Below are 22,995 nucleotides of genomic sequence, written 5' to 3'. Positions count from 1 at the left end.
CGCAGATGAGTCAAGTCATTTCCATTCGCCGCCCGGCCGCCGACGCTTCGATCGGCCAGGCGCTGAAAAATGCGGTGGCCGCCGCGGTCCTGACGGCGATCCTCACGATTCCGGTGCTCGGGCTGCAACTGAAGCTCGACGGCTATCAGGTGGTGCTGACGCCGCACTGGCGCCCGGTATGGATCGCGGTCGCGGGCGTGTTCCTGTTCCAGTTGTTCAAGCCGTGGCTGATGCGCGCGAAAGCGGCCGTGAAGTTGCCGGCGGCGCCCGCGATGGGCGCACAGCAGCAGCGCGTGATCATCTGGGTGCTGCTCGCGGTCGGCCTCGTGTGGCCGTTCTTCGGCTCGCGCGGCGCGGTGGACGTTGCGACGCTCGCGCTGATCTACGTGATCCTCGGCCTCGGGCTGAACATCGTGGTCGGTTTCGCGGGGCTGCTGGATCTCGGCTATGTCGGGTTCTACGCGGTCGGCGGCTATACGTACGCGATGCTGAACCAGTATTTCGGGCTGTCGTTCTGGGAATGCCTGCCGATCGCGGCGATCGCCGCGGCGACGTTCGGCTTTCTGCTCGGCTTCCCGGTGCTGCGCCTGCGCGGCGACTATCTGGCGATCGTCACGCTCGGCTTCGGCGAAATCATCCGCCTGCTCGCGAACAACCTGACGAGCCTCACCGGCGGCCCGGACGGCATCTCGAGCATTCCGAAGCCGACGGTGTTCGGCTTCGAGATGGCGCGCTCGGCGAGCGTCGAAGGCGCGAAGACCTTCCATGAACTGATCGGGCTGGAATACAGCGGCGAGCACATGGTGATCTTCCTGTACCTGATCGCGCTGGTGCTGGTCGGCTTCACGCTGTTCGTGACGAGCCGTCTGATCCGCATGCCGATGGGCCGCGCGTGGGAAGCGCTGCGCGACGACGAGATCGCGTGCCGTTCGCTGGGTCTCAACCCGACGCGCATCAAGCTGTCGGCGTTCACGCTCGGCGCGGCGTTCGCGGGGATCGGCGGCGCGTTCTTCGCGGCGCGTCAGGGCCTCGTGAATCCTGAATCGTTCACCTTCATCGAATCGGCGCTGATTCTCGCGATCGTCGTGCTCGGCGGGATGGGCTCACAGCTCGGCGTGATTCTCGCGGCGATCCTGCTGACCGTGCTGCCGGAAGTCGCGCGCGGGTTCGCCGAGTACCGGATGCTGATCTTCGGTCTGGTGATGGTGTTGATGATGATGTGGCGTCCGCAGGGCCTGCTGCCCGCGAGCCGTCCCCACGTGGAGCTGCCGCAATGAGCGCACATGCAGAACTGTTGAAGGTCGCCGGGCTGCAGATGCGCTTCGGCGGGTTGCTCGCGGTGGACGGCATCGATTTCGACGTGCGCCGCGACGAGGTGTTCGCGATCATCGGGCCGAACGGCGCGGGCAAGACCACGGTGTTCAACTGCGTCGGCGGCTTCTACAAGCCGACCGGCGGCGACGTCGTGCTCGACGGCCATGCGATCGCGGGGCTGCCGAGCCACAAGATCGCGTTGAAGGGCCTGGTGCGGACGTTCCAGAACATCCGCCTGTTCAAGTCGCTGACCGTCGTCGAGAACCTGCTCGTCGCGCAGCATCGCAAGGTGAAGGCGGGGCTGCTGCACGGCCTGTTCGCGACGCCCGCGTATCGTCACGCGGAGAAGGAAGCGCTCGAACGCGCGGCCGTGTGGCTCGACCGGATGGGGCTGACGTCGGTCGCCAACCGGCCCGCGGGCACGCTGTCGTACGGGCACCAGCGGCGTCTGGAGATCGCGCGCTGCATGATCACCGAGCCGCGCCTCTTGATGCTCGACGAGCCGGCCGCCGGCCTCAACCCGCAGGAAAAGATCGAGCTGCAGCATCTGATCGACAAGCTGCGCCGTGAATTCGGCGTATCGGTGCTGCTGATCGAACACGACATGAGCCTCGTGATGGGCGTGTCCGACCGCATCCTCGTGATGGAGCACGGCCGGCCGATCGTGATCGGCACGCCGGAAGCGGTCCGCAACGACCCGCGCGTGATCAAGGCGTATCTGGGGGAAGAGTGATGCTGAAGCTGGAACAGATCCATACGCACTACGGCGCGGTCGAAGCGCTCGCGGGCGTGTCGATCGAGGTGAAGAAGGGCGAGATCGTCACGCTGATCGGCAGCAACGGCGCCGGCAAGACGACGCTGATGATGACCGTGTGCGGCACGCCGCGCGCGTCGTCGGGCCGCGTGCTGTTCGAGGGCAACGACATCACCGCGATGTCGACGCACCAGATCATGCGGCAGGGGATGGCGATCTCGCCGGAAGGGCGGCGCGTGTTCCCGAGTTTGACCGTGCTCGAGAACCTGAAGATGGGCGGCTTCTTCGCGAGCCGTCACGAGATCGACGACGGCATCGAGCACGTGTTCAAGCTGTTTCCGCGTTTGAAGGAACGTGCGGCGCAGCGGGCCGGCACGATGTCGGGCGGCGAGCAGCAGATGCTGGCGATCGGCCGTGCGCTGATGAGCAAGCCGCGTTTGCTGCTGCTCGACGAACCGACGCTCGGCCTCGCGCCGCTTGTGATCGCGCAGATCTTCGACATCATCCGGACGATCCGCGACGAAGGCGTCACGGTGTTCCTGGTCGAGCAGAACGCGAACAAGGCGCTCGGTGTGGCCGATCGTGGCTACGTGCTCGAAACGGGGCGCGTGGTGCTGGCCGACACGGGCGCGAACCTGCTCGCGAACGACCGGATCAAGCAGGCGTATCTTGGCGGTTGATCGACGGGAAGCCGCCGGCCTGCAACGGGCCGGCGGCGGTTTTGCCTGGCGGTTTGTGTCCGCCTGCAAGGCCGGTTCCCGGCCTCGTCGTCCTTATCCGATCCTGAACGTGCTTTTCAGTACGTCGCGCAGATGCAGCGCGGCGCGATTGCTGTCGTCCGTCAGCACCATGATCAGGTGCGGTGGCAGATCGGGCAGCGCGATGCCCGCGACGTGGCTCGTCAGGTTGCCGGACACGCGATCGTGCTCGATGACGCCGACCGCGAGCCCGTTCGCGATGCACGCTTCGACTGCCGGCGAACTGGCGCTTTCGAGCAGCATCCGGTGCGCGATCTTTGCCTTCTTCAGCACACTCAGCGCGGTGTCTCGGTACGGGCAGCCGTGCAGTTGCACCGCGATCGGCAGCGGCGCATCGGGATTGAACTTGAAGGTGCGCGCGGCGACCCACACCGGATGGGTCTTGCTGAGCAGCTCGGCGTGCGGCAGCGCCTTCGGCACCACGGCGATCGTGATGTCGAGCTGGCCGCGCGAGAACAGCAACTGCAACTCTTCGCTGGAGCGCGCTTCGACCGTCAACTCCAGTAGCGGCCGCTCGGTGGCGAAGCGCGGCAGGAATTCCGCCATGAAGTGCGCCGCGTAGGAATCGGGGATGCCGAGCCGCAGCTTGCCGGTCAGCATCTGCGGCGACAGCGATTCGACGAGCCGGTCGTGACTCAGCAGAAATTCGGTGGTGTCGCTCAGCAGCTTGTGGCCGAACTGCGTGAGTTCGACCGCCTGATTGTTCCGCGTGAACAGTCGCTGCGCGACCATCTCTTCCAGCTTCTGAATCTGCGCGGTGACGGACGAGGGGCTGCGGTTCACATGAACGGCCGCGTCCTTGAAGCGGCCGAGCTTCGCGACGGCGTGGAAGGTACGCAGCAGGTCGACGTCCAGGGTGCGCGGCATGATTTGGTTTTTCCGAATCAGTGATTCAGGTAATGTCGATTGACGGAATTATTGGGCATCTCATATTCTCGGGTCAACGGCTCGAACCAATTCGCCTGGAAGATCCGGGCGCTCCGCGCCTGTCCGAGGCCACTTTCTGAGAACCGTCGCTCCATGCAGCTATTCCTGCTTCAACTCGTTTTCGTCCTGTCGTGGAGTTCCGGGTTCATCGGTGCCAAGCTCGGCGCGGAGACGGCCGGCGCGTTCAACCTGCTGTTCTGGCGGTTCCTGCTCGTCACGCTGTGCCTCGCGATCGTCCTCAATCGGCAACTCGCGCGCCTGACGCTCGAAAAAATCCGCTATCACGCGGTGATCGGCTTCCTGTCGCAGTTTCTCTATCTGGTCTGCGTGTACGTCGCGATTCAGCATGGTCTGCCGCCGGGCATCGCCGCAATCGTCGCGGCGTTGCAGCCGCTCATCACGGCGGCGATAACGTCGTTCGGAGGCAGCGAGCGCAGCGGGGCACGCCAGTGGGCCGGGCTCGTCGTCGGGTTCGTCGGCGTGGGCATCGTGATCGGCGGGCAATACGCGCTGCCGGCCGGGTCGGTCGGGATCGTCATGTACCTGCTGCCGCTGGTGTCCGCGTTCGGGCTGTCGATCGCGACGATCTATCAGCGTCGCCGCGCGCTGACGGCCGTGCGCAGCAACGAGGACGGGCTGTTCCTGCCGCTGTTCGTGCAGGGCTGCGTAAGCCTCGTGCTGTTCGCGGCGTGCGGAATCGTCACTGGCGACCTGCACGTGCCGACGCAGCCGAACGTATGGGTGTCGGTCGTGTGGCTGACGGTGTTCTCGACCTTCATCGCTTACCTGTCGTTGTGGGCGCTGCTCAAGCGGATGCCGGCGACGCGCGTGGCGACGCTCGTCTATCTCGAACCGCCGGTGACGCTGATGTGGGCCGCGTGGATGTTCGGCGACCGGATCGAGGTGACGACCTATGTCGGCATCGTCGTCGTCGCGATCGGCGTCTGGCTAGCCGGCAAGCACGGCGCGCGGCATGCGCGGCCGCGCTGCGCGGACATGGAGACGGCCGGCCGCTGACGCAGTGGTTGCGCGCGCGATTCCGGTGTCGCTTCGCGATGCAGACCGACGCTTGCTGCTGCTCGACGAACCGACGCTCGGTCTCGCGCCGCTCGTGATCGCGCAGATCTTCGACATCATCCGGACGATTCGTGACGAGGGCGTCACGGTGTTCCTGGTCGAGCAGAACGCGAACAAGGCGCTCGGTGTGGCCGATCGAGGCTAAGTGCTCGAAACGGGGCGCGTGGTGCTGGCCGACACGGGCGCGAATCTGCTCGCGAACGACCGGATCAAGCAGGCTTATCTCGGCGGTTGATCGACGGGAAGCCGCCGGCCTGCAACGGGCCGGCGGCGGTGCTGATCTGATTGGCGTGGTCTTCGTCTTGTGACGCTTTGGAACAGAGGTTCGCAGGCGGTCTGTAGCCGATTCGGCTTCGATCGTAGCCGAATCGGCTACGTCTAACTTGCCGCTCCGGACCGACAAGCGCATTCGGCGGAACGCTATCTTGTAGCCAATTAGGCTACAATCGTAGCCAATCATGCTACGATCCATTGCCTCGACCCTATTTAGCGACTACCGGCGCCGTGTGCTGGGCCTGCTCCTGTTGCGGCCCGATCAGGCGTTGCACGTTCGCGAAATTGCCCGTTTGACGGGCACAACTCCCGGTACCCTGCACAAGGAACTGAGCAAACTGGCCGAAGCTGGCATCTTGAGCCGGGATCGACAGGGAAATCAGGTTGTTTATCGCGCCAATCGAAGCTGTCCGATCTATGAGGAGCTGGCTTCGATCATGCGAAAGACCTCGGGCATGGGTGACGTGCTGGCGGAAGCACTGCTGCCTTGCGCCGAGCAAATCGTCGCGGCGTTCGTGTTCGGCTCGGTTGCGCGCGGTCAGGAGACGGCGGACAGCGATGTCGACGTGATGGTGATCGGTTCGGTCGGGTTCGCAGCGGTGGTAGGGATGCTTTACGATGCTCAAGCGACATTGGGCCGGGATATCAATCCCCAGGTGCTGTCGCCCGACGAGTTTCGTGCCGGTGTCGACAGGCAAGACGCATTCTTGCGGGACGTGCTCGGAAAACCCAAGATCTTCCTGATCGGTAGCGACGATGACCTTGCAGAACTTACTCGGCGTTAGCCTCGATGCGGTCCAGCCGGACCGGGAGCAAACGATGCGGCTATTCGCTGCCGCGGAGCGAAATCTGGCGGATGCGCAACTCGCGGGATTGAGCAACGAAAACCGCTTTGACGCGGCCTATAAGGCGATCATGCAACTCGCGATGCTGGCTTTGCATGCAAACGGCTTTCGCACGATGACGAGCCGGCCGGGACATCACCAGACAGCGATTCAGACGCTCCCGCAGACGATCGGTCTGCCGGTCGTCCGCATGATCGTGCTCGACGCGCTGCGCAAGCAGCGCAATCTGTCCGATTACTCCGGAGACGTGGTTCAAGCGTCCGCGGTCAATGAGTGTTTTGCGAGTGCGACGGCGCTCATGAAAGACGTGAAGGCGTGGGTGACGACGAACAAACCCGAGTTGCTGGGCGCGCAATAAATAGCTGCTGCCGTTTTGACGGGCCAACGCAAGACCCGCTCAATTCGGATTCGCCGCCCATCCCGGGCAACTGCACGAAGTTTATGCTCAGCCCGAGCGCGCTGATGAGCAAGCCGCATTTGCTGCTGCTCGACGAACCGACGCTCAGCCTCGCACCGCTCGTGATCGCGCAGATCTTCGACATCATCCGGACGATCCGCGACGAAGGCGTCACGGTGTTCCTGGTCGGTTTGTGTCCGCACGCAGGGCCGGGTCTCGGCCTTGTCTTCCCTGTCCGATCCTGAACGTGCGTTTGAGTACGTCGTGCAGATGCCGCGCAGCGCGTTCCGAAACGCGCCAGCATGGCCGATCCGGTCGTAAGCCAGTCCATGTCGCGGATGCGACCGGGGCTCGCGACCCGTCCTACGACGTCGCGGGGCTTCTGTCCGATTTACGCGCGCCGACGGCGAAATAGACTTCCAATCGAGCGAAATGATCGTACGGGGCCGGACACGAAGCCGGCCGACCCACTTCGCTCGCGTCAGGGCTTCGGCATGTCGCTCGACGGTCGCACGCTGCCGGCACCGTCGACGTCGAGCCGCTCTTGGGGGAGCGGCCCGCCCGTATCGGCAGACGAACGGGGAGTTTCCTGAAGCGAGGCGCTGCCCGATTGCTTCCGCACGAAATCGTTCTGCTCCGATGCTCGACACGTGTCGCGCCGGCTCGCCGGCCGACCGTCGACGCGTTGCGACCGGATGCCGTCGCCTCGCGCTGCGTTGGACGGATGCCTATCGAGGGGGTCACCATGACCAGGTCATTTCGTATTGTCAGCGCCGGGATGGTCGCATTCGCGTGCGGCATTGCCGGCTTCCAGGTTCAGGTTGGCGCGGCGACGCTTGCCGGCTACACCGCGCCGTCGCGTATCGCGCATGCGCGATCGCGGCTGGCCGCGACTGCCGCACCGGCGGCCGTGTCGGTCCGGCCGGCCAGCGACGGCAGCGACCAGACCGATGCATTGCAGGCGGCGCTCAACGCACTGCAGCCCGGACAAACGCTGATACTCGCGCCGGGACGCTATACCGTGAGCCGTTCGCTGTCGGTGACGGGGTCGAACGTCGTGGTATCGGGCTACGGCGCGACGCTCGTCGCGACCAATCCGGCCGACCAGACGATCGTGATGCGAGGCGCCGGCTCGACGCTGGCCGGCGTCACGCTGATCGGCACCGGCACGACGCGGCTCACGACGCCCGAGTCGACCAAGGTCGAGGTGACGGGTACGGACGTCCAGGTGCTCGGCGTGACGATCCACGGCGGCGCCAGCGCCGGGATCTTCGTGTTCGGCGGCAGCAACGTCGCGGTCGTCGGCAATGCCGTGCGCGACACGCTGGCCGACGGCATCCACACGACCTACGGCTCGACCAACGTGCTGGTGCAGAACAATACGGTGACGGGCACCGGCGACGACCTGATCGCGGTGGTCAGCTATCTCGGCGATGGACGTCTCAGCAGCAACGTGCTGATCGACCACAATGCCGTGTCGGGGAATGACTGGGGGCGCGGCATCTCCGTGGTCGGCGGGCAGGCCGTGACGATCTCGAACAATACGGTCGACGGCGTGCAGAAGGCGGCGGGCATTCTGGTCGCGCAGGAGGACAGCTGGCATACCTACGGATCGTCGAACGTCGTGATCGACAACAACGTGGTGACCAACATCCAGAACGCGAACGTGAACAACGGGCTGCAGCCGACGCAGCAGGGCGCGATCGAACTGGATACGTGGTCGGGCTCGGTGTCGACCGTCAAGGTGATGCGCAACCGCGTATCGGGATCGGCCTACGCGGGGTTCCGGGCGCTCGGCAACGTATGCGCGTTCCAGGTCTCCGACAACACGTTCGCGTCGATCGTCGGCACACCGGTGTCGCTGTTGTCGCGCGGTTGCACGGCCGGCCAGATCGTCGTCAACGGCAACGCGATGGATGGCATCGCGCTGGTTCCGCCGGTCGGCGCATCGTCGTCGGGAACGATCCCGGCTGCCGGCGCGGTGACGGCAGCGATGCCGCGCGTGCGAACCGCGCTGATGCAGTCGCCGGGCGGGGCGGCGTCGGTCACCGGCGCGGCGCGATAACGTGCACGTCGATGGCGCGGCGCCGCCGGCCTGGCCGGCGCGCGCCGCGTGTGAGCTGGCCGGTCCGTATCGTCGTGTCGTCGTGCAGCCGGCCGCGCACGTGTTGCATACGGCTCGACGAAGCCGGTCAGAGCAGCCCCAGGCGTTGGCCCATCGCTGCCGCCTGGGTGCGATTGCGCACGTGCAGCGCCTTGAAGATGGCGGTGATGTGTGCCTTCACGGTTTTCTCCGACAGACCGAGCCGGTCCGCAATGAGCTTGTTCGGCACGCCTTCGGCGATCAGGCGCAGCACGTCGAGCTGGCGCAGCGTCAGACGCGGCGCGTCGGGTTCGTGCGCGGGCACGGGATCGCGATGGGTCGACTGCGTGTCGAGCAGCAGCGGCGGCACGTACCGCTCGCCGTTCATGACCATCCTGATCGCCGACAGCAGCGTGTGCGCGGTGGCGGACTTGGGAATGTAGCCGAGCGCACCATGCGTGAATGCGGCGCGCACGTCCCGCGGATCCTCGGACGACGACAGCACGATGATCGGCAGCTCGGGCCGGATCTGCGTGATCGCGGCAATCGCGGCGAAGCCGTCCATGCCGTTCATTTTCAGATCGAGGACGATGACGTCGAGGTCGGTGTGCAGCTCGAGCAGCCGCATCGCATCATCGGCATTGCTTGCCTGAATGTCGACCATGCCGCCGTTATCCTGGCGCAGCAACGTTGCCACGCCGTCGCGCAGAACCGGATGATCATCGACAATGAGTATTTTCATGTAAATAAAAATAAAGTCGGGGGCGGATCTCTTCTGCTCTGGGAGAACCCGGCTTTTCGGAAAGTCTTAATACTTTGGTCGTATTCGACTTTGTTTTGCCATGGCCTAACGTCGGATTTACATCGGGAAATGCAAGGTCGACACTGGGCTGCCGCGGTTTTCTGTGCGCCAGGACACACAACGACGATCGCGATTGCAGGAGCCCGGACGCATGGCGCGAGCCGAGAATTTCGGGGCGCGATTGAACCTGGGTGCTGACTATACGATAAAAAGAACCGAACGTGCCAATACGGGGCGCACTGTCTATTGCGAATTGATTGCCTGCCGAAATTCGGGCAATTGACGTTGAATCAGCCGATTCGCACCGTGAAACAACGCATGTTCCCGGGTACGAATTGGCGAGACGTCTCCATCGGCCTGATTCAGGATCAATCAAGGTGCAATATGGGAACTAGCAATGAAGAGGGTTCAATTCGAGATCTGAATTTATCTTGTCTGTGGCGGGCGCAGCGATTGCTGCTGACGGACCGGGCGATCGGCATGTTTCGTCTCGGCGCGACGCCGGAAGTCGCCGGCATCTCGAAAGCCTGTCGATGCGATCGATGATGACCGTGGCATCGTCGGAGCAGTTGCTCTGCGTGCTGCGCCTGAACCGTTGCGGGACGGTCGCGGCGCTCGCGCGGCCCGATCCGCTGGAGCCGGCCGCGGCATCCGGACGCACGCCGTGCTGCTAGATTTCGATGCCGTGCGCGTCCGTGTCGGCTGTCGAGCGCCGTCGCGCACCGGCGGCGACGAGATTGCCGACGGCCGCCCGCAGCTTGCCGTTCGGCAACGGCCGGTGGAGCAGAACCAGCCCGTGCGCATGCGCGGCGGCCAGTTGTTCGTCGGTCGTATCGCCGCTGATCAGCAGCGCCGGAAGCGCCGGATCGACTTCCTCGCGCAGCCGCTCGATCACGGCGATGCCGCTTTCGCCGCGCGGCGGCAGGTAATCGCAGATCAGCAGGTCGGGCCGACGCGCGCAGGCCGCCAGCCGCTCCAGTGCATCTTTCCCCGAGCGCGCCGCGATCGTTTCGTAGCCCCACGTCGCAAGCAGTTCGGACAATCCGGTGCGGGTCGCGCGGTTGCCGTCGATCACCACCACGAGCCCCGTCGACGCCGGCACGTCGTAGTGGCCGGCGAGCGGCATGTCGAGCGGGGCCGGCCTGCGCGTGGCGAGCGCGACCTCGACTTCGAAGCACGATCCGCGTCCGGGCTCCGAGTGCACGCTCAACCGGCAATCGAGCAGCGCGGCGAGCCGCCGCACGATCGCGAGCCCGAGGCCGAACCCTTTTTCATGGTCGCGCTCGGCGTTGCCGATCTGGTAGTACTCGTGGAACACGAGCTTCTGCAGATGATCGGGAATGCCGCAGCCCGAGTCCCAGACCTGGACCGCGAGGTGCGTGCCGCGGCGCCGGCAGCCGACGACGACCTTGCCGCGATCGGTATAGCGCACCGCGTTGGACACGAGATTGCGCACGATGCGTTCGATCAGCACCGGATCCGAGTGAACCACTGCGCGGCACGGAATGCGCGTCAGCGCGATGCCTTTGGTCTGGGCATCGAGCAGGCAGTCGTTGCAGACGTATTCGAGCACGGTGTCGATCGCGAACGGCCGGCATCGCGCTTCGACGCCGCCGGCGTCGAGCCGGGACAGGTCGAGCAGCGCGCCGAACAGACGGCCGAGCGCATCCGACGCGCGTTCGATGCGCTCGACGAGCCGCTGCCCTTCCGACGGCATCGGGATGCCGTGCAGTGCGCCGATCAGCAGATTCAGCGCATGCGCGGACTGCCGGAGATCGTGACTGGCCGCCGCGAGGAATTGCGATTTCGCGAGGCTGGCTTCATCGGCGATCCGCCGCTGGCAGCGGAGATCGACGGCGAGCCGCTCGATCCGTTCGTTCTGCATTTGCAGGTCGCCCGCGGTGTGTTCCGCACTGAAACGCAGGCGGATGTTTTGCGTTGCGGCGCAGTTCGCCTGCCGGCCGAGATAGCCGACCACGCACGCGATCATCAGCATCATCGGCGCGGTGGCCTGCTGGCTCGCATTCGGCGAAACGATCGCGGCGCCGATGGTCGGGAGGGTGGCCGGCAACAGAAAGGCGATGAACGCAGGGAAGTACGTACTGAGCGCCGGTATCGCGCCGGCAACCATGCTGAAGGTCGCGATGGTGACGAGGCTCGCGATCCGGAAGTCGGCGCCCGTCGCGAGATGAATCGATGCCCATCCCCAGCCCATGCCGGCGGCCGTGCTGAAGGCCAGCAGCCAAAGGGCCCAGCGCTGCCAGTGGGCGGCGGATGTCGGCGACCGGCGGTACAGGCGCGACAGGAAAACCTGGCCCGCCGAACACACCGCGATGCAGATCATCCATGCATAGCCGGACATGGGGTTCAGCTGGCCGAGCGCGTCGATCGAGAGGGTCGCGGAAACGGCAAGCAGCGTCCCGCCGATGACGTAGGGCGTGACGGCGTCGTAGACGATCCTGACCTGCTCGGAGGCTATCTGGTCATGCGGCTGCATGTGCGCTCGCTGAGATCACGGCGGATTGCTGCGGGGAGTATCGGCGCGCCCGGCACAGACGCGTATTCCCGTAGCACAAGCATAGTCGCTGTGAGCAGGCAAACGTCGTATTTTTTGCTGCAGCCGGAAAAATATACGGAGTGCGAATTGATTGACAATCGTCGTGTTGGATTTTTCCGTGTCGGGTTGTATTGTGTTTTGGCGGTGTTCAATCTGTTACCCGTATCGCGGCAGCGCTTCCATGTACGCGATCCGTTCGGCAAGCGCGTCAACGTGCTCGCGCATCGCTGACCGGCGACGGCGAGCCGCGCACACCGGCTCACGCATGCAACGCCAGCCCCTTCACCGCCTTGTCCACCGCCTTCTTCGGCCCGTGCAACGCCAGCCCGACCAGATCGGGATTCTCTGCATCCTCGGCGCGAAACGCTTCGCGGTTGGCCGCATCGTGCCCGGTCGAGAACATCGCCCGCACGTAGGGCACGATCGTCAGTTCGCGCGACAGCGCCTGTCGGTGCGCGGCCTGCAATCCGTTCAGATCGGCCGCGAACACCATCATCGGCTGGCCGAGCATCCGGCCGTAGCGGCGCCCGGCCGCGTCCTCGTAAGGCTCGCCGAGTGCGTCGGGCGCACCGGCCGCGACACCCGTCGCGAGAAACGCGACCACGTTGAGTTTCTGCCACGCGGCGAGATCGTCGCGCACGATCAGCGCTACTTTGGTATCGAACATGCTTGCTCCTGGTTGGAGCGCCCATGATCGGACGTCGTGCGCGATCAGTCTGGAACGTTTGTGCAGAGTTGCCGGTACGCGGCCGGCGTGATCCGGTACGCGCGGCGGAACCAGCGGCCGAGGTGGCTCTGGTCGGCGAAGCCGACGTCCGCTGCCGCCTGCGCGGGCGTGCGGCCGGCTGCCAGCAGCTTTCGCGCGGCGCGCAGCCGCAAGCGCACGAGGTACGCGTGCGGCGACGTGCCGAACGCGCGCTGGAACATCCGCGTCAGCCGGAACCGGTCGATGCCGGCGACGCTCGCGAGTTCGTCGAGACCGATGTTGCCGTCCATGTGTTCGTGCAGCAGGTCGCGCACGCGTGCGATCGCGGGCGGCACGACGCTGCTTTCCAGCGCGAGCGGGCCACCCAGCTGGCTGCCGAGCCGCATCAGCAGGCGGTCGAGCGTCTGGTCGCGCGCGAGCCGGCCTTCGTTGTCGTGGATCGCGAAGAACGCGTTCCGGATCGCATCGACGAGGCCGCGATCGTCGACGAGCGTATGGCCGAACGTGGCTTCGACGCTGCCGAGGCCCGGCAGGTCGAGCCGGCGCGCGGCGCGCTCGACCCACGCCTGCGGCAGGTACAGCATTCCGTACGTGAAGCCGCCGGCTTCGGGCGCGTGGCCGTCGTGCATCGCGCCCGGCTCGATCAGGATCGCGCGGCCCGGCACGCTGGTATGCAGCGAGCGGTGACACTGGAAGCGCTGCACGCCCTGTTCGGTGAAGCCGACCAGCATGTCGTCGTGATCGTGCGCATCGTACGCATGGCCGTTGAAATGCGCGTGCAGGCTTTCGATGCCGGTTTCCGCATCGCGGCGCGCGACGAGCCAGTGGTCGGGTTCGCCGACGGCCTTTGCGTCGGTCGTCATCGGGTGCCTCGCACATCGTCGTGGCGCGACGGAACGGGGTGGCAGGTGGCGGAACAGGGGAGGCGGGTGCGGTTCATGGCTCGTTCACCGTCGCCTGTTCGTCGCGCGCATATTGCGCGGGCGGCCGGCCGACGTGCCGCGCGAACGCGACGCTGAAGGTGCTCGCCGAGCTATAGCCGACGCGCGCCGCGATTTCCGCGATGCGGCCTTCGTTGCGGCGGAGCAGATCCTTCGCGAGCGCCATGCGCCAGGTCAGCAGGTATTCCATCGGCGCGACGCCGACCGCGCGGCTGAAGCGTTCGAAGAACGTCGAGCGCGACAGCGCGGCTTCCTTCGCGAGTTCGACGATCGTCCAGGGATGCGCGGGGCGTTCGTGCATCCGGCGGAGCGCGGCCGCGAGGCGGCTGTCGGCCAGCCCGCGCACGAGGCCGGGCGACGCGTGCGTGCCGGTCGTGAACCGCATCGCCTCGATCAGCAGCACTTCCAGCAGGCGCGCCAGCACGATCTCGCGGGCCGGCCGCTGCGCGCGCGATTCGTCGCGCACCAGTTGCACGAGCGTGGTCAGCCGCGGCTCGCCGCGTACGTGCACGAAGCGGGGCAGCAACGACACCAGCAGCGCTGCGTCGGGTGAACCGAAGCTGCAGTTGCCGGCCATCATCCGCGTGTCGACCGGGTTCGCGGGGTCGCCGATCCGGTATTCGCCGTGCTCGAGCATGACGGGCGGCGCGGTGTCGACGCCCGGCGGCGGCGGTTCGAGGCTCGACATCGCCACGCCGTAGGCCGCCGGAATCAGCATGAAGTCGCCGGCCAGCAGCTCGATCGGCGCGTGCCCGTCGATCGCGATCCGGCAGCCGCCGTCGAGGACCGCGCAATAGAACGGCTCGCCGGCGACCGTGCGGTTGATCGCCCACGGGCTCGCGCCGCGCACGTACTTCGAGTACCGCGCGCCCGGTTGCAGCAGCGTCACGACTTCGGTCAGCGGGTCGATCATCGCCGGACTCTCGCAAAAGAAAAGCGGATTGTCGATTGTAGCGAATACGGTTCGGGCCATCTATCGTACGGACACATGCTCAACACATCCCAGGAGTTCGCATGAAGACCGTACTGATTACCGGCTGTTCTTCCGGCTTCGGCCTCGAAATCGCCCGCCATTTTCTGGCGCACGACTGGCAGGTCGTCGCGACCATGCGCAAGCCGAGCGACGACGTGCTGCCGCCGTCGGAGCGTTTGCGCGTACTGCCGCTCGACGTGACGAATGAGGACAGCATTCGCGCCGCGATCGACGCGGTCGGCCCGATCGACGTGCTCGTCAACAACGCGGGCTTCGGCGCGGCCGCACCGGCCGAACTCACGCCGCTCGACACGGTGCGCGCGCTGTTCGACACCAACACGATCGGCACGATCGCGGTGACGCAGGCCGTGCTGCCGCAGTTTCGCGCGCGCGGCGCCGGCGTGGTCGTGAACGTCACGTCGAGCGTCACGCTGAAGGCGTTGCCGCTGGTCAGCGCGTACCGGGCGAGCAAGGCGGCGGTGAATGCGTTCACCGAATCGATGGCGGTCGAACTCGCACCGTTCGGCGTGCGCACGCATCTCGTGCTGCCGGGCCGCGCGCCCGGCACACGTTTCGCGGACAACGCTCGGGCCAACATGCACGGCTTCGAGCACGAAGCGTATGCAGACTTCGTCGGCAAGGCCGTGGCGCGGATGCTCGATGCGTCGGGGCCGATCACCCGTGCGCAGGACGTCGCCGAAGCCGTGTGGCGCGCGGCGACCGATCCGTCGAGCCCGATGCGCATGCCGGCCGGCGCAGATGCCGAAGCGTGGGCGGCGGAAGCGGGTTAGGGCCAGCGCAAGCCCGTTATTAGCGTGAACAGGCCCTGATCGATCGGGAATCCGTCGCACCGGCTGGTTGTTGAGCCGGTGCGACGGACCGCGTGACGCGGGGAAGGGCGTTACAGTGCGCGTGCGATCGCCTGCTCCAGCAGCGACAGGCCGAGGTCGATCTCTTCGTCGCTGACGGTCAGCGGCGGCGCGATCCGGAATACGCCGCCCATGCCGGGCAACTGCACGATATTCATGCTGAGCCCGAGATTCATGCACTCGCGCGTGATCTTCGCGCCGAGCCCGTCCGCCGGCTCCTTGGTCCGGCGATCCTTGACGATCTCGACGCCGAGCAGCAGCCCGTGCCCACGCACGTCGCCGATGCAGTCGAAGCGCTCCATCAGGTCGAGCAGGCCGCGCTTGAGCCGGTCACCCATCACGTTCGCGCGGGCGACGAGGCCATCGCGCTGCACGACGTCGAGCACGCGCAGGCCGACGGCGGCCGGCAGCGGATCCGACACGTGCGTCGTATAGAACAGGTAGCCGAGTTCGTGCGCGCGTTCCTCGATGGCCGCGGACGTGACCATTGCCGCGAGCGGCAGCCCCGCGCCGAGCGTTTTCGACAGCGTCAGGATGTCCGGCGTCACGCCGTCGCGCTGGCACGCGAACATCGTGCCGGTGCGACCGACGCCGGTTTGCGCTTCGTCGAGGATCAGCAGCATTCCGCGCGCCTCGCATTTGCGCTTGAGCGCGGCCATATAGCCTTCCGGCAGCTCGATGATCCCGCCCGAACTGAGGATCGGCTCCGCGATGAACGCCGCGAGATTGCCGCTCGACTGGCGATCGATCAGGTCGAACGCGTAGTCGAGTTCGGCGAGCGGGTCGTACGCGCCGTTGCGCTCGAAGCGCGGCCGATACGCGAACGGCGCCGGAATCGCGAACGAGCCGACCGACGCGGGGCCGACACCCTTGCGGCCCGCGCTGTACGTGGCCGATGCGGCGGCGCCCGTCATCCCGTGCCACGACTGCGCGAAGCCGACGATCTCGTACTTGCCGGTGACGAGCTTCGCCATCCGGATCGCCGCCTCGTTCGATTCCGCGCCGGTGCTGAGCAGCAGCGCGCGGTCGAGCCCGGCGGGCGTGATGTCGGCGAGGCGCGTCGCGAGATCGACGACCGGCCGCGACAGCATGCCGCTGAACAGGTGGTCGAGCTTGCCCGCGTACTCGCCGATCACGGAGACGATCTCCGGATGGCTGTGGCCGAGCACTGCGCTCATCTGGCCCGACGTGAAATCGAGGATCGCGCGGCCGTCGGCGTCGTAGACGAAGCTGCCTTTCGCGCGCTCGATGATCATCGGCTCGAACGTGCCGCCGTAGCGGACCAGGTGCTGCCTGGCGTTGCGCCAGAAGGTTGCGTCGTCGTTCACGGACATCGGGCGGCTCCGGGCAAAGGGCAGGGATCGCTTGCAGTCTAGGCGCGCGTCTGGTTTGATGGAAACGAATAGTTCTAATGCAAGCTAGAAAAGGAGCTAATACCTTGGCGCTTTCGCTCGAAATCGACCTGCTGCGCTCGTTCGTCGTGATCGCCGAGGTGCGCGCGCTGAGCCGCGCGGCCGCGCGCGTCGGCCGCACGCAATCCGCGCTCAGCCAGCAGATGAAGCGGCTCGAGGAAGTTGTCGACCAGCCGCTGTTCCAGCGCACCGGCCGTGGCGTGGTGCTCACGCATCCGGGCGAGCGGCTGCTCGTGCATGCGCAGCGCATCCTGCGGCTGCACGACGAGGCGATGGCCGACCTGTGCGGCACGGGGCTGTCGGGGACGATCCGGTTCGGGTGCCCGGACGATTACGCCGAAGTGTGGCTGCCGTCGCTGCTGCGGCAGTTTTCGAGCCAGCATCCGCAGGCGATCGTCGAAGTCGTCTGCGGGCCGACGCCGCGGCTCGTCGAACACCTGGAGAAGCGCGCGGTCGATCTGGCGATGATCTCCGTGCCGGACGACGGCGCGACCGACGACATCATTCGCCGCGAGCAACTGGTGTGGATCCGCTATCCGGGGCTCGAACCCGCGCATTTCGATCCGCTGCCGCTTGCGCTGTCCGACCGCGATACGCTCGATCACCTCGCGGCCTGCGACGCGTTGCATCGCGCCGGCCGCGACTACCGCGTCGCGTATGCGAGCAGCAGCCTTGCCGGGCTGATCGCGCTGGTGCGCTCGGGGCAGGCGTTCGCGGTGATGACGCAGACGGCCGTGCCGGCCGACCTCGCGATCGTCAACGGCAATCCGCACTTGCCGCCGTTGCCGGCCGTGGGCATTACGCTGAGGTTCGACCGGAAGCGGCCGTCGCACCTGACGGCCGCATTCGCCGACCATATCCGGCAAACGCTGCCGTTGCTGTGACGGTCGACGCGAATCAGTCGGCCATCGACGAGGCCGACACCTGCGTGCGGCCAGGCCGCTCCGCCGCCGCATCGCGCATGCGGATCGCCGCCTGCATGCCCGACAGCTTCAGTTCGGTTTCCTGATATTCGTTGACCGGCTCGGACTCGGCGACGATGCCGCAGCCCGCGAACAGCCGGCACGCGCCGCCCGCGATCAGCGCCGAGCGCAGCGCGACGATGAAATCGCCGTTGCCGTGCGCATCGATCCAGCCGATCGGCGCCGCATACCAGCCGCGATCGAAGCCTTCGTGCGCACGGATATGGTCGAGCGCCGGTGCGCGTGGATGGCCGGCCACCGCGGGCGTCGGGTGCAGCGCGGCGACGACCTGCAACAGCGATGCATCCGCATTCAGCGTCGCACGGATCGGCGTGCTCAGGTGCTGAAGCTTCGGCAGCCGGTGCAGCGACGGTCGATCGGGCACGTCGAGCGCGCGCGATAGCGGCGCCAGCGCGGCGCGGATGGCGTCGACGACGAGCGCATGTTCGAGCCGTTCCTTCGCGGAAGCCATCAGCGCGGCGCCGAGCGCGCGATCGTCGTCGGGCGTGGCGCCGCGCCTGATCGTGCCGGCCAGCGCATGCGTGCGCACGTCGCCGGCCGCGACCCGCGCGAGCCGCTCCGGCGTGGCGCCGACGAAGCACGCCCCTTCGCGGCGGACCGCGAACAGGTGCGCATGCGCGTCGCGCCGCCGCAGCCGGCGCAGCAGCGGCGCGATCGCGACGGGCCGCGCGTACTGTTCGAGCACGTCGCGGGCGAGCACGACCTTGCCGAATGCGCCGTCGTGGATCGCGTCCACCGCACGACGGACTTCGTGCTGCCATTCGCTTGCCTGCAACGCCTGCGTGTGCAGCAGTTGCGGCGCATCGTCCTCCGCGGCCGGCGCAAGCGCGCCGAGCGACTCGATCCGCGCGAGACACGCATGCGCGAGCGCGGCCGGATCGTCGTGGGCGGCGACGACCTGCTGGCAGACGGCCCAGTGCGCGTCGCCTTCGCGCACGATCAGCAGTTTTGCCAGCGTCATGCTCGCATCGGGAAACGGCGCCCAGTGCGCGCTGCGCGGGCCCTGCGAATCGAACCGGAAGCCGCCCACCAGCCGCGGCGGTTGCGGGCCGGCGATGATCGCGTCGCGCACGAGCGTGCGCCAGCGCGCATCGATCTGCGCGAAGCGCGTGTCGCCGGTGGCGCTCAGTTCGACTGCGCAGTCCCAGCCGAACAGCGTGACGGACGCGTCGCCGGCTTCGTGGAAGCACCACGGCGTGACGCCGTCGTCCCAGGCGGCGATCAGGTCGAAGAAGTCGAGCGGACGCAGCGGCACCGAGACCGACGCCAGCGTCGGTGTGCCGGTGGCGGCGGCGCGGCGGGCCGCACGCGCGAACGTGTCGTGCAGCAGCGGAAGGCCGGTGTTCATGCGAGCCCCCGCTGTTGTCGCCAGTATTGCGTTTGCTGCGCGATGTACCACGCAATGAGATGGGCGAACAGCGTCTCGACGTAGTCGGCGTCGAGGCCGGCCTGTTCGGCCCAGCGGCGCCGGTCGGGCAGCATCGCGGCCACCCGTTCCGGCGCGGCGATGCTCGCTTCGTTCGGCTTGAAGCGCGACGCGGCCTTCACGTACTGCATGCGCCGGCCGAGCGCGTCGATGATGTCGGCGTCCAGGCGATCGATGGCTTCGCGAATGTCGGGAAGCCCCGTGCAGGCGTCCGGTGTTTTCATGTGTACTCCTTTCCGTAACGAAGGGATGGGTCGATCCGTTCGACCAGATGGGCGATCACCGCCGGGTATTGGTGTCGCAGGTAGAAGTGGTCGCCGTTGAACGTCTCGACGCGGATCGGGCGCGTCGCGACGTCCTGCCACGCATGCGCTTCGTCGTGGTCGAGCTCGGTATCGGCGAGCGGCAGCATCACGCCGAGCGGCGCATCGATTCGCGGCGGGCGGTCGCGCCGATACGTTTCGATCGCGCGGTAGTCGTGGCGGATCATCGGCAGGTAGATCGCGCGCATTTCCGGATCGGCGAGCAGCGCGGCGTGCTCGCCGGACAGCCGGGCGACATCGCCGACGAGCGCGTCGTCGGATTGCAGGTGCAGATCCGACGGACGCTGACGATGCGGCGGCGGCAGCGCGGAAACGGCCACGTACAGCGGCGCGGCGCCGCGCGCTTCGAGCCGTACCGCGACCTCATAGGCGAGCGCCGCGCCGAGGCTGTGCCCGAACAGCACGAGCGGCGCGTGTGCATAGCGTTGCAGCGCGTCGGCGGCGGGGCCGGCGAGCGCGTCGATCGAGTGCAGGCACGGTTCGCCGAAGCGTTCCTCGCGGCCCGGGTACTGCAGCGCCAGCAGATCGACGTCCCACGGCAGCGCACGGCTCCAGCCGCGAAAGAAATTCGCGGTGCCGCCCGCGTGCGGAAAGCAGACGAGCTGCGCGCGCGGGCACGGCGACAGCCGCAACTCGCGAATCCAGTTCGAATCGGTCGGGCGCGCGCTCATGCGGCCGCCGCCTGCAACTGGCGGCGCAGCAGGTCGCGCAGCGATTTCTTGCTGGTCTTGCCGATGCCGGTTTCCGGAAAGCGCGGCATGAACTCGATGCGATCGGGGATCTTGAAGGCCGCGAGCCCGCAGTCGCGCAGGTAGCGTTTCAGCACCAGTCTCGACGGGGCAGGCGCGCGTGCGACGACGAACGCGCAGGTCCGCTCGCCGAGTATCGGATCGGGCATCGCGACGACCGCTGCGTCGTGCACCTGCGGATGCGCAAGCAACAGGTTCTCGACTTCCTCGGCGGAGACCTTCTCGCCGCCGCGGTTGATCTGATCCTTGTCGCGGCCTTCGACGACGAGGTCGCCGTCCGCGGTGCGCCGCACGCGGTCGCCGCTGCGGTAGAAGCCGTCGGCCGTGAACGCCGTCGCGTCGTGCTCCGCGAGCCGGTAGTAGCCGCGGATCGTGTACGGGCCGCGTACCTGCAGTTCGCCGATTTCGCCGGGCGCGACCGGTGCGCCGGTTTCGTCGACGATGCGCACTTCGTCGCCTTCGGATACGGGGCGCCCCTGCGTGTGCGCGATGCGCTCGGGCGCATCGTCGAGCCGCGTGCAGCAGATGAGTCCTTCGGCCATGCCGAACACCTGCTGCAATCGACAGCCGAGCACCGGTGTCACACGCGCGGCCGCGTGGTCCATCAGCCGTGCACCGCCGACCTGCAGCACGCGCAGGCTCGACAGGTCGGCCTGCCGTTGCGGCTGCTCGTCGAGCCACAGCAGCGCGAGCGGCGGCACGAGCGCGGTATGCGTGACGCGTTCCTGCGCAATCAGCGCGAAGCTCTGGTCGGGCTCGGGCCGTGTGGTCGTCACCACCCGGCCGCCCGCGAGCAGCGCGCCGATCGTGCCGGGGCAGCACAGCGTGAAGTTGTGCGCCATCGGCAGCGCGGCGAGATAGACGGTGTCGGCATCGAAACCGCTCGCGGCGCTGCAGGCGCGCACGTTGTACAGGTATTCGCGATGGCGGCGCGGAATCAGCTTCGGCGTGCCGGTCGTGCCGCCCGACAACTGGAAGCATGCGATGTCGTCGGCGCTTGCCGCGCAGGCATGCACGGGCGGTGCGTCGTACAGCGCATCGAACGACGTGAACGCGTGATCGTCGCCGCTCATCACGATGTGCTCGAGCGTCGGGCAGCCGGCCTGCAACGCGGCTGCGAGCGGCCGGCAGTCGAACTCGCCGAGTTGCGACGCGCCGAGGTACGCACGCGCGCCGGCGAAGCGGCAGAACGCGCCGATCTCGTAGTGACGGTGCGCGGGCAGTGCGAGCACCGGCCGCACGCCGAGCTGGAACAGCGCGAAGCACGTCTCGATGAAGCGCGCGCCGTTCGGCAACTGGACGACGACCGCGTCGCCGCGCGCCAGGCCGAGTCGGGCGAGGCCGCCCGCGAGGCGGCGGATGCGCGCCAGCAGATCGCGATAGTGGAGGCGGCAGGCGCCGTCGATGATCGCGAGCGCGTCGGGATGGCGCTGCGCGCACGCGTCGAGCGCGTCGAAGAACGTCGTGTCTTGCCAGTAGCCGGCGTCGCGGTAGCGGCGCGCGAAGTCGTCTGGCCAATCGGGCGCGTCGGCCGGCACGGCCGCCGCCAGGGAGGAAGGGGAGGATTGCATGCGCTGACCTGGGTTCCGGCAAGTTGTCAGAAAATGTAAATGAGAGGTATTATCATTTGTAACAGGTGCTGCGATAGCGCCGTTTCTTTTGATATCGCGGCAATTTCGTTCGATCGGGCGCCGGTCGCGCGGCACCCGCCCGATCCGGCCGGACAATCGGCCGGTCGCCGCCGGCGCGCGCCGGTCCGCGCGTGCCGCCTCACCAACGGACCTCCGATGAGATCGACCTCCTTCGCTTCGTCACGACGTCACCCGCCGGTGCTCGTGCCCGGCAACCATCCGGGCGTGGTGCACATCGACGCGGGCATGAAACTCATGAGCGGCACGCTGTGCTCGGACAGCCGCGACTGGTACGAGGAGCCGCTCGAAAAAGGGCTGAAGCTCGTCCTCGTGCAGAGCGGGCAGTTGCGCTGCCGCGTGCCGGGCCAGCCCGAGCAATGCATCAAGGGGCCGGGCCTGTGCGTGATCGCCAACGACGGCGAATTCACGACGCACCAGATCTACGACCGCGACGTGCCGCTGCGCTACACGATCGTGCAGCTCGGCCTCGACGCGCTCGACCGCAACCTGAGCTTGCTGCCGGAGAAGATGCTCGCGCCGACGGGCGGCGATCCGCGCATCGTCAGTTGCCCGGCGTCGAAGGCGCTGCAGGCGCTTGCCGTGCAGATCGCCACCTGCCCGTTCGAGGGCGCGGTGCGCGAGTACTACCTGAAGGCGAAGGCGTTCGAGCTGACCGCGCTGAGCGCGCAGTTGCTGGCCACGCAGCGGCAGTCCGCGCCGGCCGACGTGCGCGTCACGTCGTCGGATGTCGAGCGCGTGTATGCGGCGAGCGACATCCTGACGCGCGAGCTCCAGCATCCGCCGACGCTCGACGCGCTCGCGGGCCGCGTCGGGATGAATTCGCGCAAGCTGACGGCGGGCTTCCGCAAGGTGTTCGGCACGAGCGTGTATGCGTATCTGCAGGAATACCGGCTGCGGACCGCGCACGCGATGCTGTGCGCGGAGGATGCGAACGTGTCGACCGTCGCATACCGCGTCGGCTACAGCCCCGCGCATTTTTCGATCGCGTTCCGCAAGCGTTACGGGATTTCGCCGAGCGATATTCGCGTGTCGCCCAACGCGATCGACAGCGAGGAACGGGTGGGCGCGGCGATCTAAAACAACTGACCGGCAGCCTAAAGGAATCGACCGGGCTCATGGGTGTTAATGAGATAGATTCTCATTAACCGGTGGCCGCCGCCGCGCGGACCCGCCG

23 protein-coding genes and 2 pseudogenes are annotated in these 22,995 nt (G+C 67.1%); 14 read left to right on the top strand and 11 right to left on the bottom strand.

What is annotated here, in order from left to right; genetic code table 11:
• Positions 1-5 precede the first annotated feature (5 nt).
• Genes HWW87_RS21300 through HWW87_RS21290 form a run of 3 tightly spaced genes read left to right on the top strand, consistent with a single transcriptional unit; the run spans position 6 to position 2,748 of the window.
• On the top strand, positions 6-1,277 hold the full coding sequence (locus tag HWW87_RS21300; RefSeq protein WP_175822000.1) for a high-affinity branched-chain amino acid ABC transporter permease LivM: 1,272 nt from the start codon (positions 6-8) through the stop codon (positions 1,275-1,277).
• Complete coding sequence (livG, locus tag HWW87_RS21295) at positions 1,274-2,047, top strand: high-affinity branched-chain amino acid ABC transporter ATP-binding protein LivG (RefSeq protein WP_174430254.1); 774 nt, start codon at positions 1,274-1,276, stop codon at positions 2,045-2,047. The genes HWW87_RS21300 and livG overlap by 4 nt, the downstream gene beginning before the upstream one ends.
• Entirely contained in the window at positions 2,047-2,748 is a 702-nt protein-coding gene (locus HWW87_RS21290; protein WP_175821999.1) for an ABC transporter ATP-binding protein, read from the top strand. Before livG ends, HWW87_RS21290 begins: the two co-directional genes overlap by 1 nt.
• 93 nt (positions 2,749-2,841) lie before the next feature.
• Here HWW87_RS21290 and HWW87_RS21285 read toward each other — a convergent pair whose 3' ends face one another.
• Positions 2,842-3,693, bottom strand: a complete 852-nt coding sequence (locus HWW87_RS21285) for a LysR substrate-binding domain-containing protein (protein ID WP_175821998.1) — start codon at positions 3,691-3,693, stop codon at positions 2,842-2,844.
• Positions 3,694-3,846: 153 nt separating this feature from the next.
• Here HWW87_RS21285 and HWW87_RS21280 point away from each other — a divergent pair, with 153 nt between their 5' ends.
• The 6 genes and pseudogenes from HWW87_RS21280 (at position 3,847) to HWW87_RS21255 (ending at position 8,410) form a co-directional block, all read left to right on the top strand.
• The gene (locus HWW87_RS21280; protein WP_175821997.1) at positions 3,847-4,770 is read left to right on the top strand and encodes a DMT family transporter; all 924 of its coding nucleotides are present in this window, start codon (positions 3,847-3,849) and stop codon (positions 4,768-4,770) included.
• 49 nt (positions 4,771-4,819) lie between these two features.
• Positions 4,820-5,065: pseudogene (locus HWW87_RS21275) on the top strand (branched-chain amino acid ABC transporter ATP-binding protein); the annotation flags it as partial.
• A 223-nt stretch (positions 5,066-5,288) separates the two neighbouring features.
• Positions 5,289-5,888 carry a nucleotidyltransferase domain-containing protein gene (locus HWW87_RS21270; RefSeq protein ID WP_175821996.1) on the top strand — a complete coding sequence of 200 codons (600 nt, stop codon included), beginning with the start codon at positions 5,289-5,291 and terminating at the stop codon, positions 5,886-5,888.
• The gene (locus HWW87_RS21265) at positions 5,860-6,306 is read left to right on the top strand and encodes a DNA-binding protein (RefSeq protein ID WP_175821995.1); all 447 of its coding nucleotides are present in this window, start codon (positions 5,860-5,862) and stop codon (positions 6,304-6,306) included. The genes HWW87_RS21270 and HWW87_RS21265 overlap by 29 nt, the downstream gene beginning before the upstream one ends.
• 98 nt (positions 6,307-6,404) lie before the next feature.
• A pseudogene (locus HWW87_RS21260) lies at positions 6,405-6,533 on the top strand (branched-chain amino acid ABC transporter ATP-binding protein); the annotation flags it as partial.
• 557 nt (positions 6,534-7,090) lie between these two features.
• Positions 7,091-8,410 (top strand): right-handed parallel beta-helix repeat-containing protein, encoded by a 1,320-nt coding sequence (locus tag HWW87_RS21255; RefSeq protein WP_175821994.1) that lies wholly within the window; start codon positions 7,091-7,093, stop codon positions 8,408-8,410.
• Positions 8,411-8,537: 127 nt separating this feature from the next.
• On the opposite strand, the gene HWW87_RS21250 is transcribed toward HWW87_RS21255, so the two are convergent.
• Positions 8,538-9,170, bottom strand: a complete 633-nt coding sequence (locus HWW87_RS21250) for a response regulator transcription factor (RefSeq protein ID WP_175821993.1) — start codon at positions 9,168-9,170, stop codon at positions 8,538-8,540.
• Between the two features lie 602 nt (positions 9,171-9,772).
• Between HWW87_RS21250 and HWW87_RS37435 the strand changes: the two genes are divergently transcribed.
• A complete protein-coding gene (locus HWW87_RS37435) occupies positions 9,773-9,904 on the top strand; it encodes a hypothetical protein (RefSeq protein ID WP_279608038.1) in 132 nt (43 codons plus the stop codon).
• Here HWW87_RS37435 and HWW87_RS21240 read toward each other — a convergent pair.
• Positions 9,901-11,727, bottom strand: a complete 1,827-nt coding sequence (locus HWW87_RS21240; RefSeq protein WP_175821991.1) for a hybrid sensor histidine kinase/response regulator — start codon at positions 11,725-11,727, stop codon at positions 9,901-9,903. The genes HWW87_RS37435 and HWW87_RS21240 overlap by 4 nt on opposite strands.
• Here HWW87_RS21240 and HWW87_RS21235 point away from each other — a divergent pair.
• A complete protein-coding gene (locus HWW87_RS21235; RefSeq protein ID WP_175821990.1) occupies positions 11,716-12,018 on the top strand; it encodes a hypothetical protein in 303 nt (100 codons plus the stop codon). The two genes, HWW87_RS21240 and HWW87_RS21235, sit on opposite strands and share 12 nt — an antisense overlap.
• A 28-nt stretch (positions 12,019-12,046) precedes the next feature.
• Here the strand turns inward: HWW87_RS21235 and HWW87_RS21230 are convergent, their stop codons facing one another.
• From HWW87_RS21230 to HWW87_RS21220, 3 genes are all read right to left on the bottom strand, one after another.
• Complete coding sequence (locus tag HWW87_RS21230; protein ID WP_175821989.1) at positions 12,047-12,454, bottom strand: DUF2000 domain-containing protein; 408 nt, start codon at positions 12,452-12,454, stop codon at positions 12,047-12,049.
• 44 nt (positions 12,455-12,498) lie between these two features.
• Entirely contained in the window at positions 12,499-13,356 is an 858-nt protein-coding gene (locus tag HWW87_RS21225; RefSeq protein ID WP_175821988.1) for an AraC family transcriptional regulator, read from the bottom strand.
• A gap of 73 nt (positions 13,357-13,429) precedes the next feature.
• Positions 13,430-14,407: an AraC family transcriptional regulator gene (locus HWW87_RS21220; protein WP_175821987.1), complete on the bottom strand. Its 978-nt coding sequence runs from the start codon at positions 14,405-14,407 to the stop codon at positions 13,430-13,432.
• 41 nt (positions 14,408-14,448) lie between these two features.
• Here HWW87_RS21220 and HWW87_RS21215 point away from each other — a divergent pair, with 41 nt between their 5' ends.
• On the top strand, positions 14,449-15,198 hold the full coding sequence (locus HWW87_RS21215) for an SDR family oxidoreductase (protein ID WP_175821986.1): 750 nt from the start codon (positions 14,449-14,451) through the stop codon (positions 15,196-15,198).
• 110 nt (positions 15,199-15,308) lie between these two features.
• Here the strand turns inward: HWW87_RS21215 and HWW87_RS21210 are convergent, their stop codons facing one another.
• Complete coding sequence (locus HWW87_RS21210) at positions 15,309-16,610, bottom strand: aspartate aminotransferase family protein (protein WP_175821985.1); 1,302 nt, start codon at positions 16,608-16,610, stop codon at positions 15,309-15,311.
• A gap of 77 nt (positions 16,611-16,687) precedes the next feature.
• Between HWW87_RS21210 and HWW87_RS21205 the strand changes: the two genes are divergently transcribed.
• Complete coding sequence (locus tag HWW87_RS21205; protein ID WP_175821984.1) at positions 16,688-17,572, top strand: LysR family transcriptional regulator; 885 nt, start codon at positions 16,688-16,690, stop codon at positions 17,570-17,572.
• A 13-nt stretch (positions 17,573-17,585) separates the two neighbouring features.
• Here HWW87_RS21205 and HWW87_RS21200 read toward each other — a convergent pair whose 3' ends face one another.
• Genes HWW87_RS21200 through HWW87_RS21185 form a run of 4 tightly spaced genes read right to left on the bottom strand, consistent with a single transcriptional unit; the run spans position 17,586 to position 21,740 of the window.
• On the bottom strand, positions 17,586-19,019 hold the full coding sequence (locus HWW87_RS21200) for an isochorismate synthase (protein ID WP_175821983.1): 1,434 nt from the start codon (positions 19,017-19,019) through the stop codon (positions 17,586-17,588).
• Positions 19,016-19,321 (bottom strand): isochorismate lyase, encoded by a 306-nt coding sequence (locus HWW87_RS21195; RefSeq protein WP_175821982.1) that lies wholly within the window; start codon positions 19,319-19,321, stop codon positions 19,016-19,018. Before HWW87_RS21195 ends, HWW87_RS21200 begins: the two co-directional genes overlap by 4 nt.
• The gene (locus HWW87_RS21190) at positions 19,318-20,091 is read right to left on the bottom strand and encodes an alpha/beta fold hydrolase (RefSeq protein ID WP_174430266.1); all 774 of its coding nucleotides are present in this window, start codon (positions 20,089-20,091) and stop codon (positions 19,318-19,320) included. Before HWW87_RS21190 ends, HWW87_RS21195 begins: the two co-directional genes overlap by 4 nt.
• On the bottom strand, positions 20,088-21,740 hold the full coding sequence (locus tag HWW87_RS21185; RefSeq protein ID WP_175821981.1) for an AMP-binding protein: 1,653 nt from the start codon (positions 21,738-21,740) through the stop codon (positions 20,088-20,090). Before HWW87_RS21185 ends, HWW87_RS21190 begins: the two co-directional genes overlap by 4 nt.
• A 216-nt stretch (positions 21,741-21,956) precedes the next feature.
• Here HWW87_RS21185 and HWW87_RS21180 point away from each other — a divergent pair, with 216 nt between their 5' ends.
• Positions 21,957-22,898: an AraC family transcriptional regulator gene (locus HWW87_RS21180; RefSeq protein WP_175821980.1), complete on the top strand. Its 942-nt coding sequence runs from the start codon at positions 21,957-21,959 to the stop codon at positions 22,896-22,898.
• Positions 22,899-22,995 lie beyond the last annotated feature (97 nt).

Origin of the sequence: Burkholderia sp. BCC0419 (assembly GCF_902830285.1) — a bacterium.
Classification (GTDB): domain Bacteria; phylum Pseudomonadota; class Gammaproteobacteria; order Burkholderiales; family Burkholderiaceae; genus Burkholderia.
The sequence above is the reverse complement of the archived record's forward strand: the minus strand, read 5'-3'. Positions and strand labels throughout refer to the sequence as shown.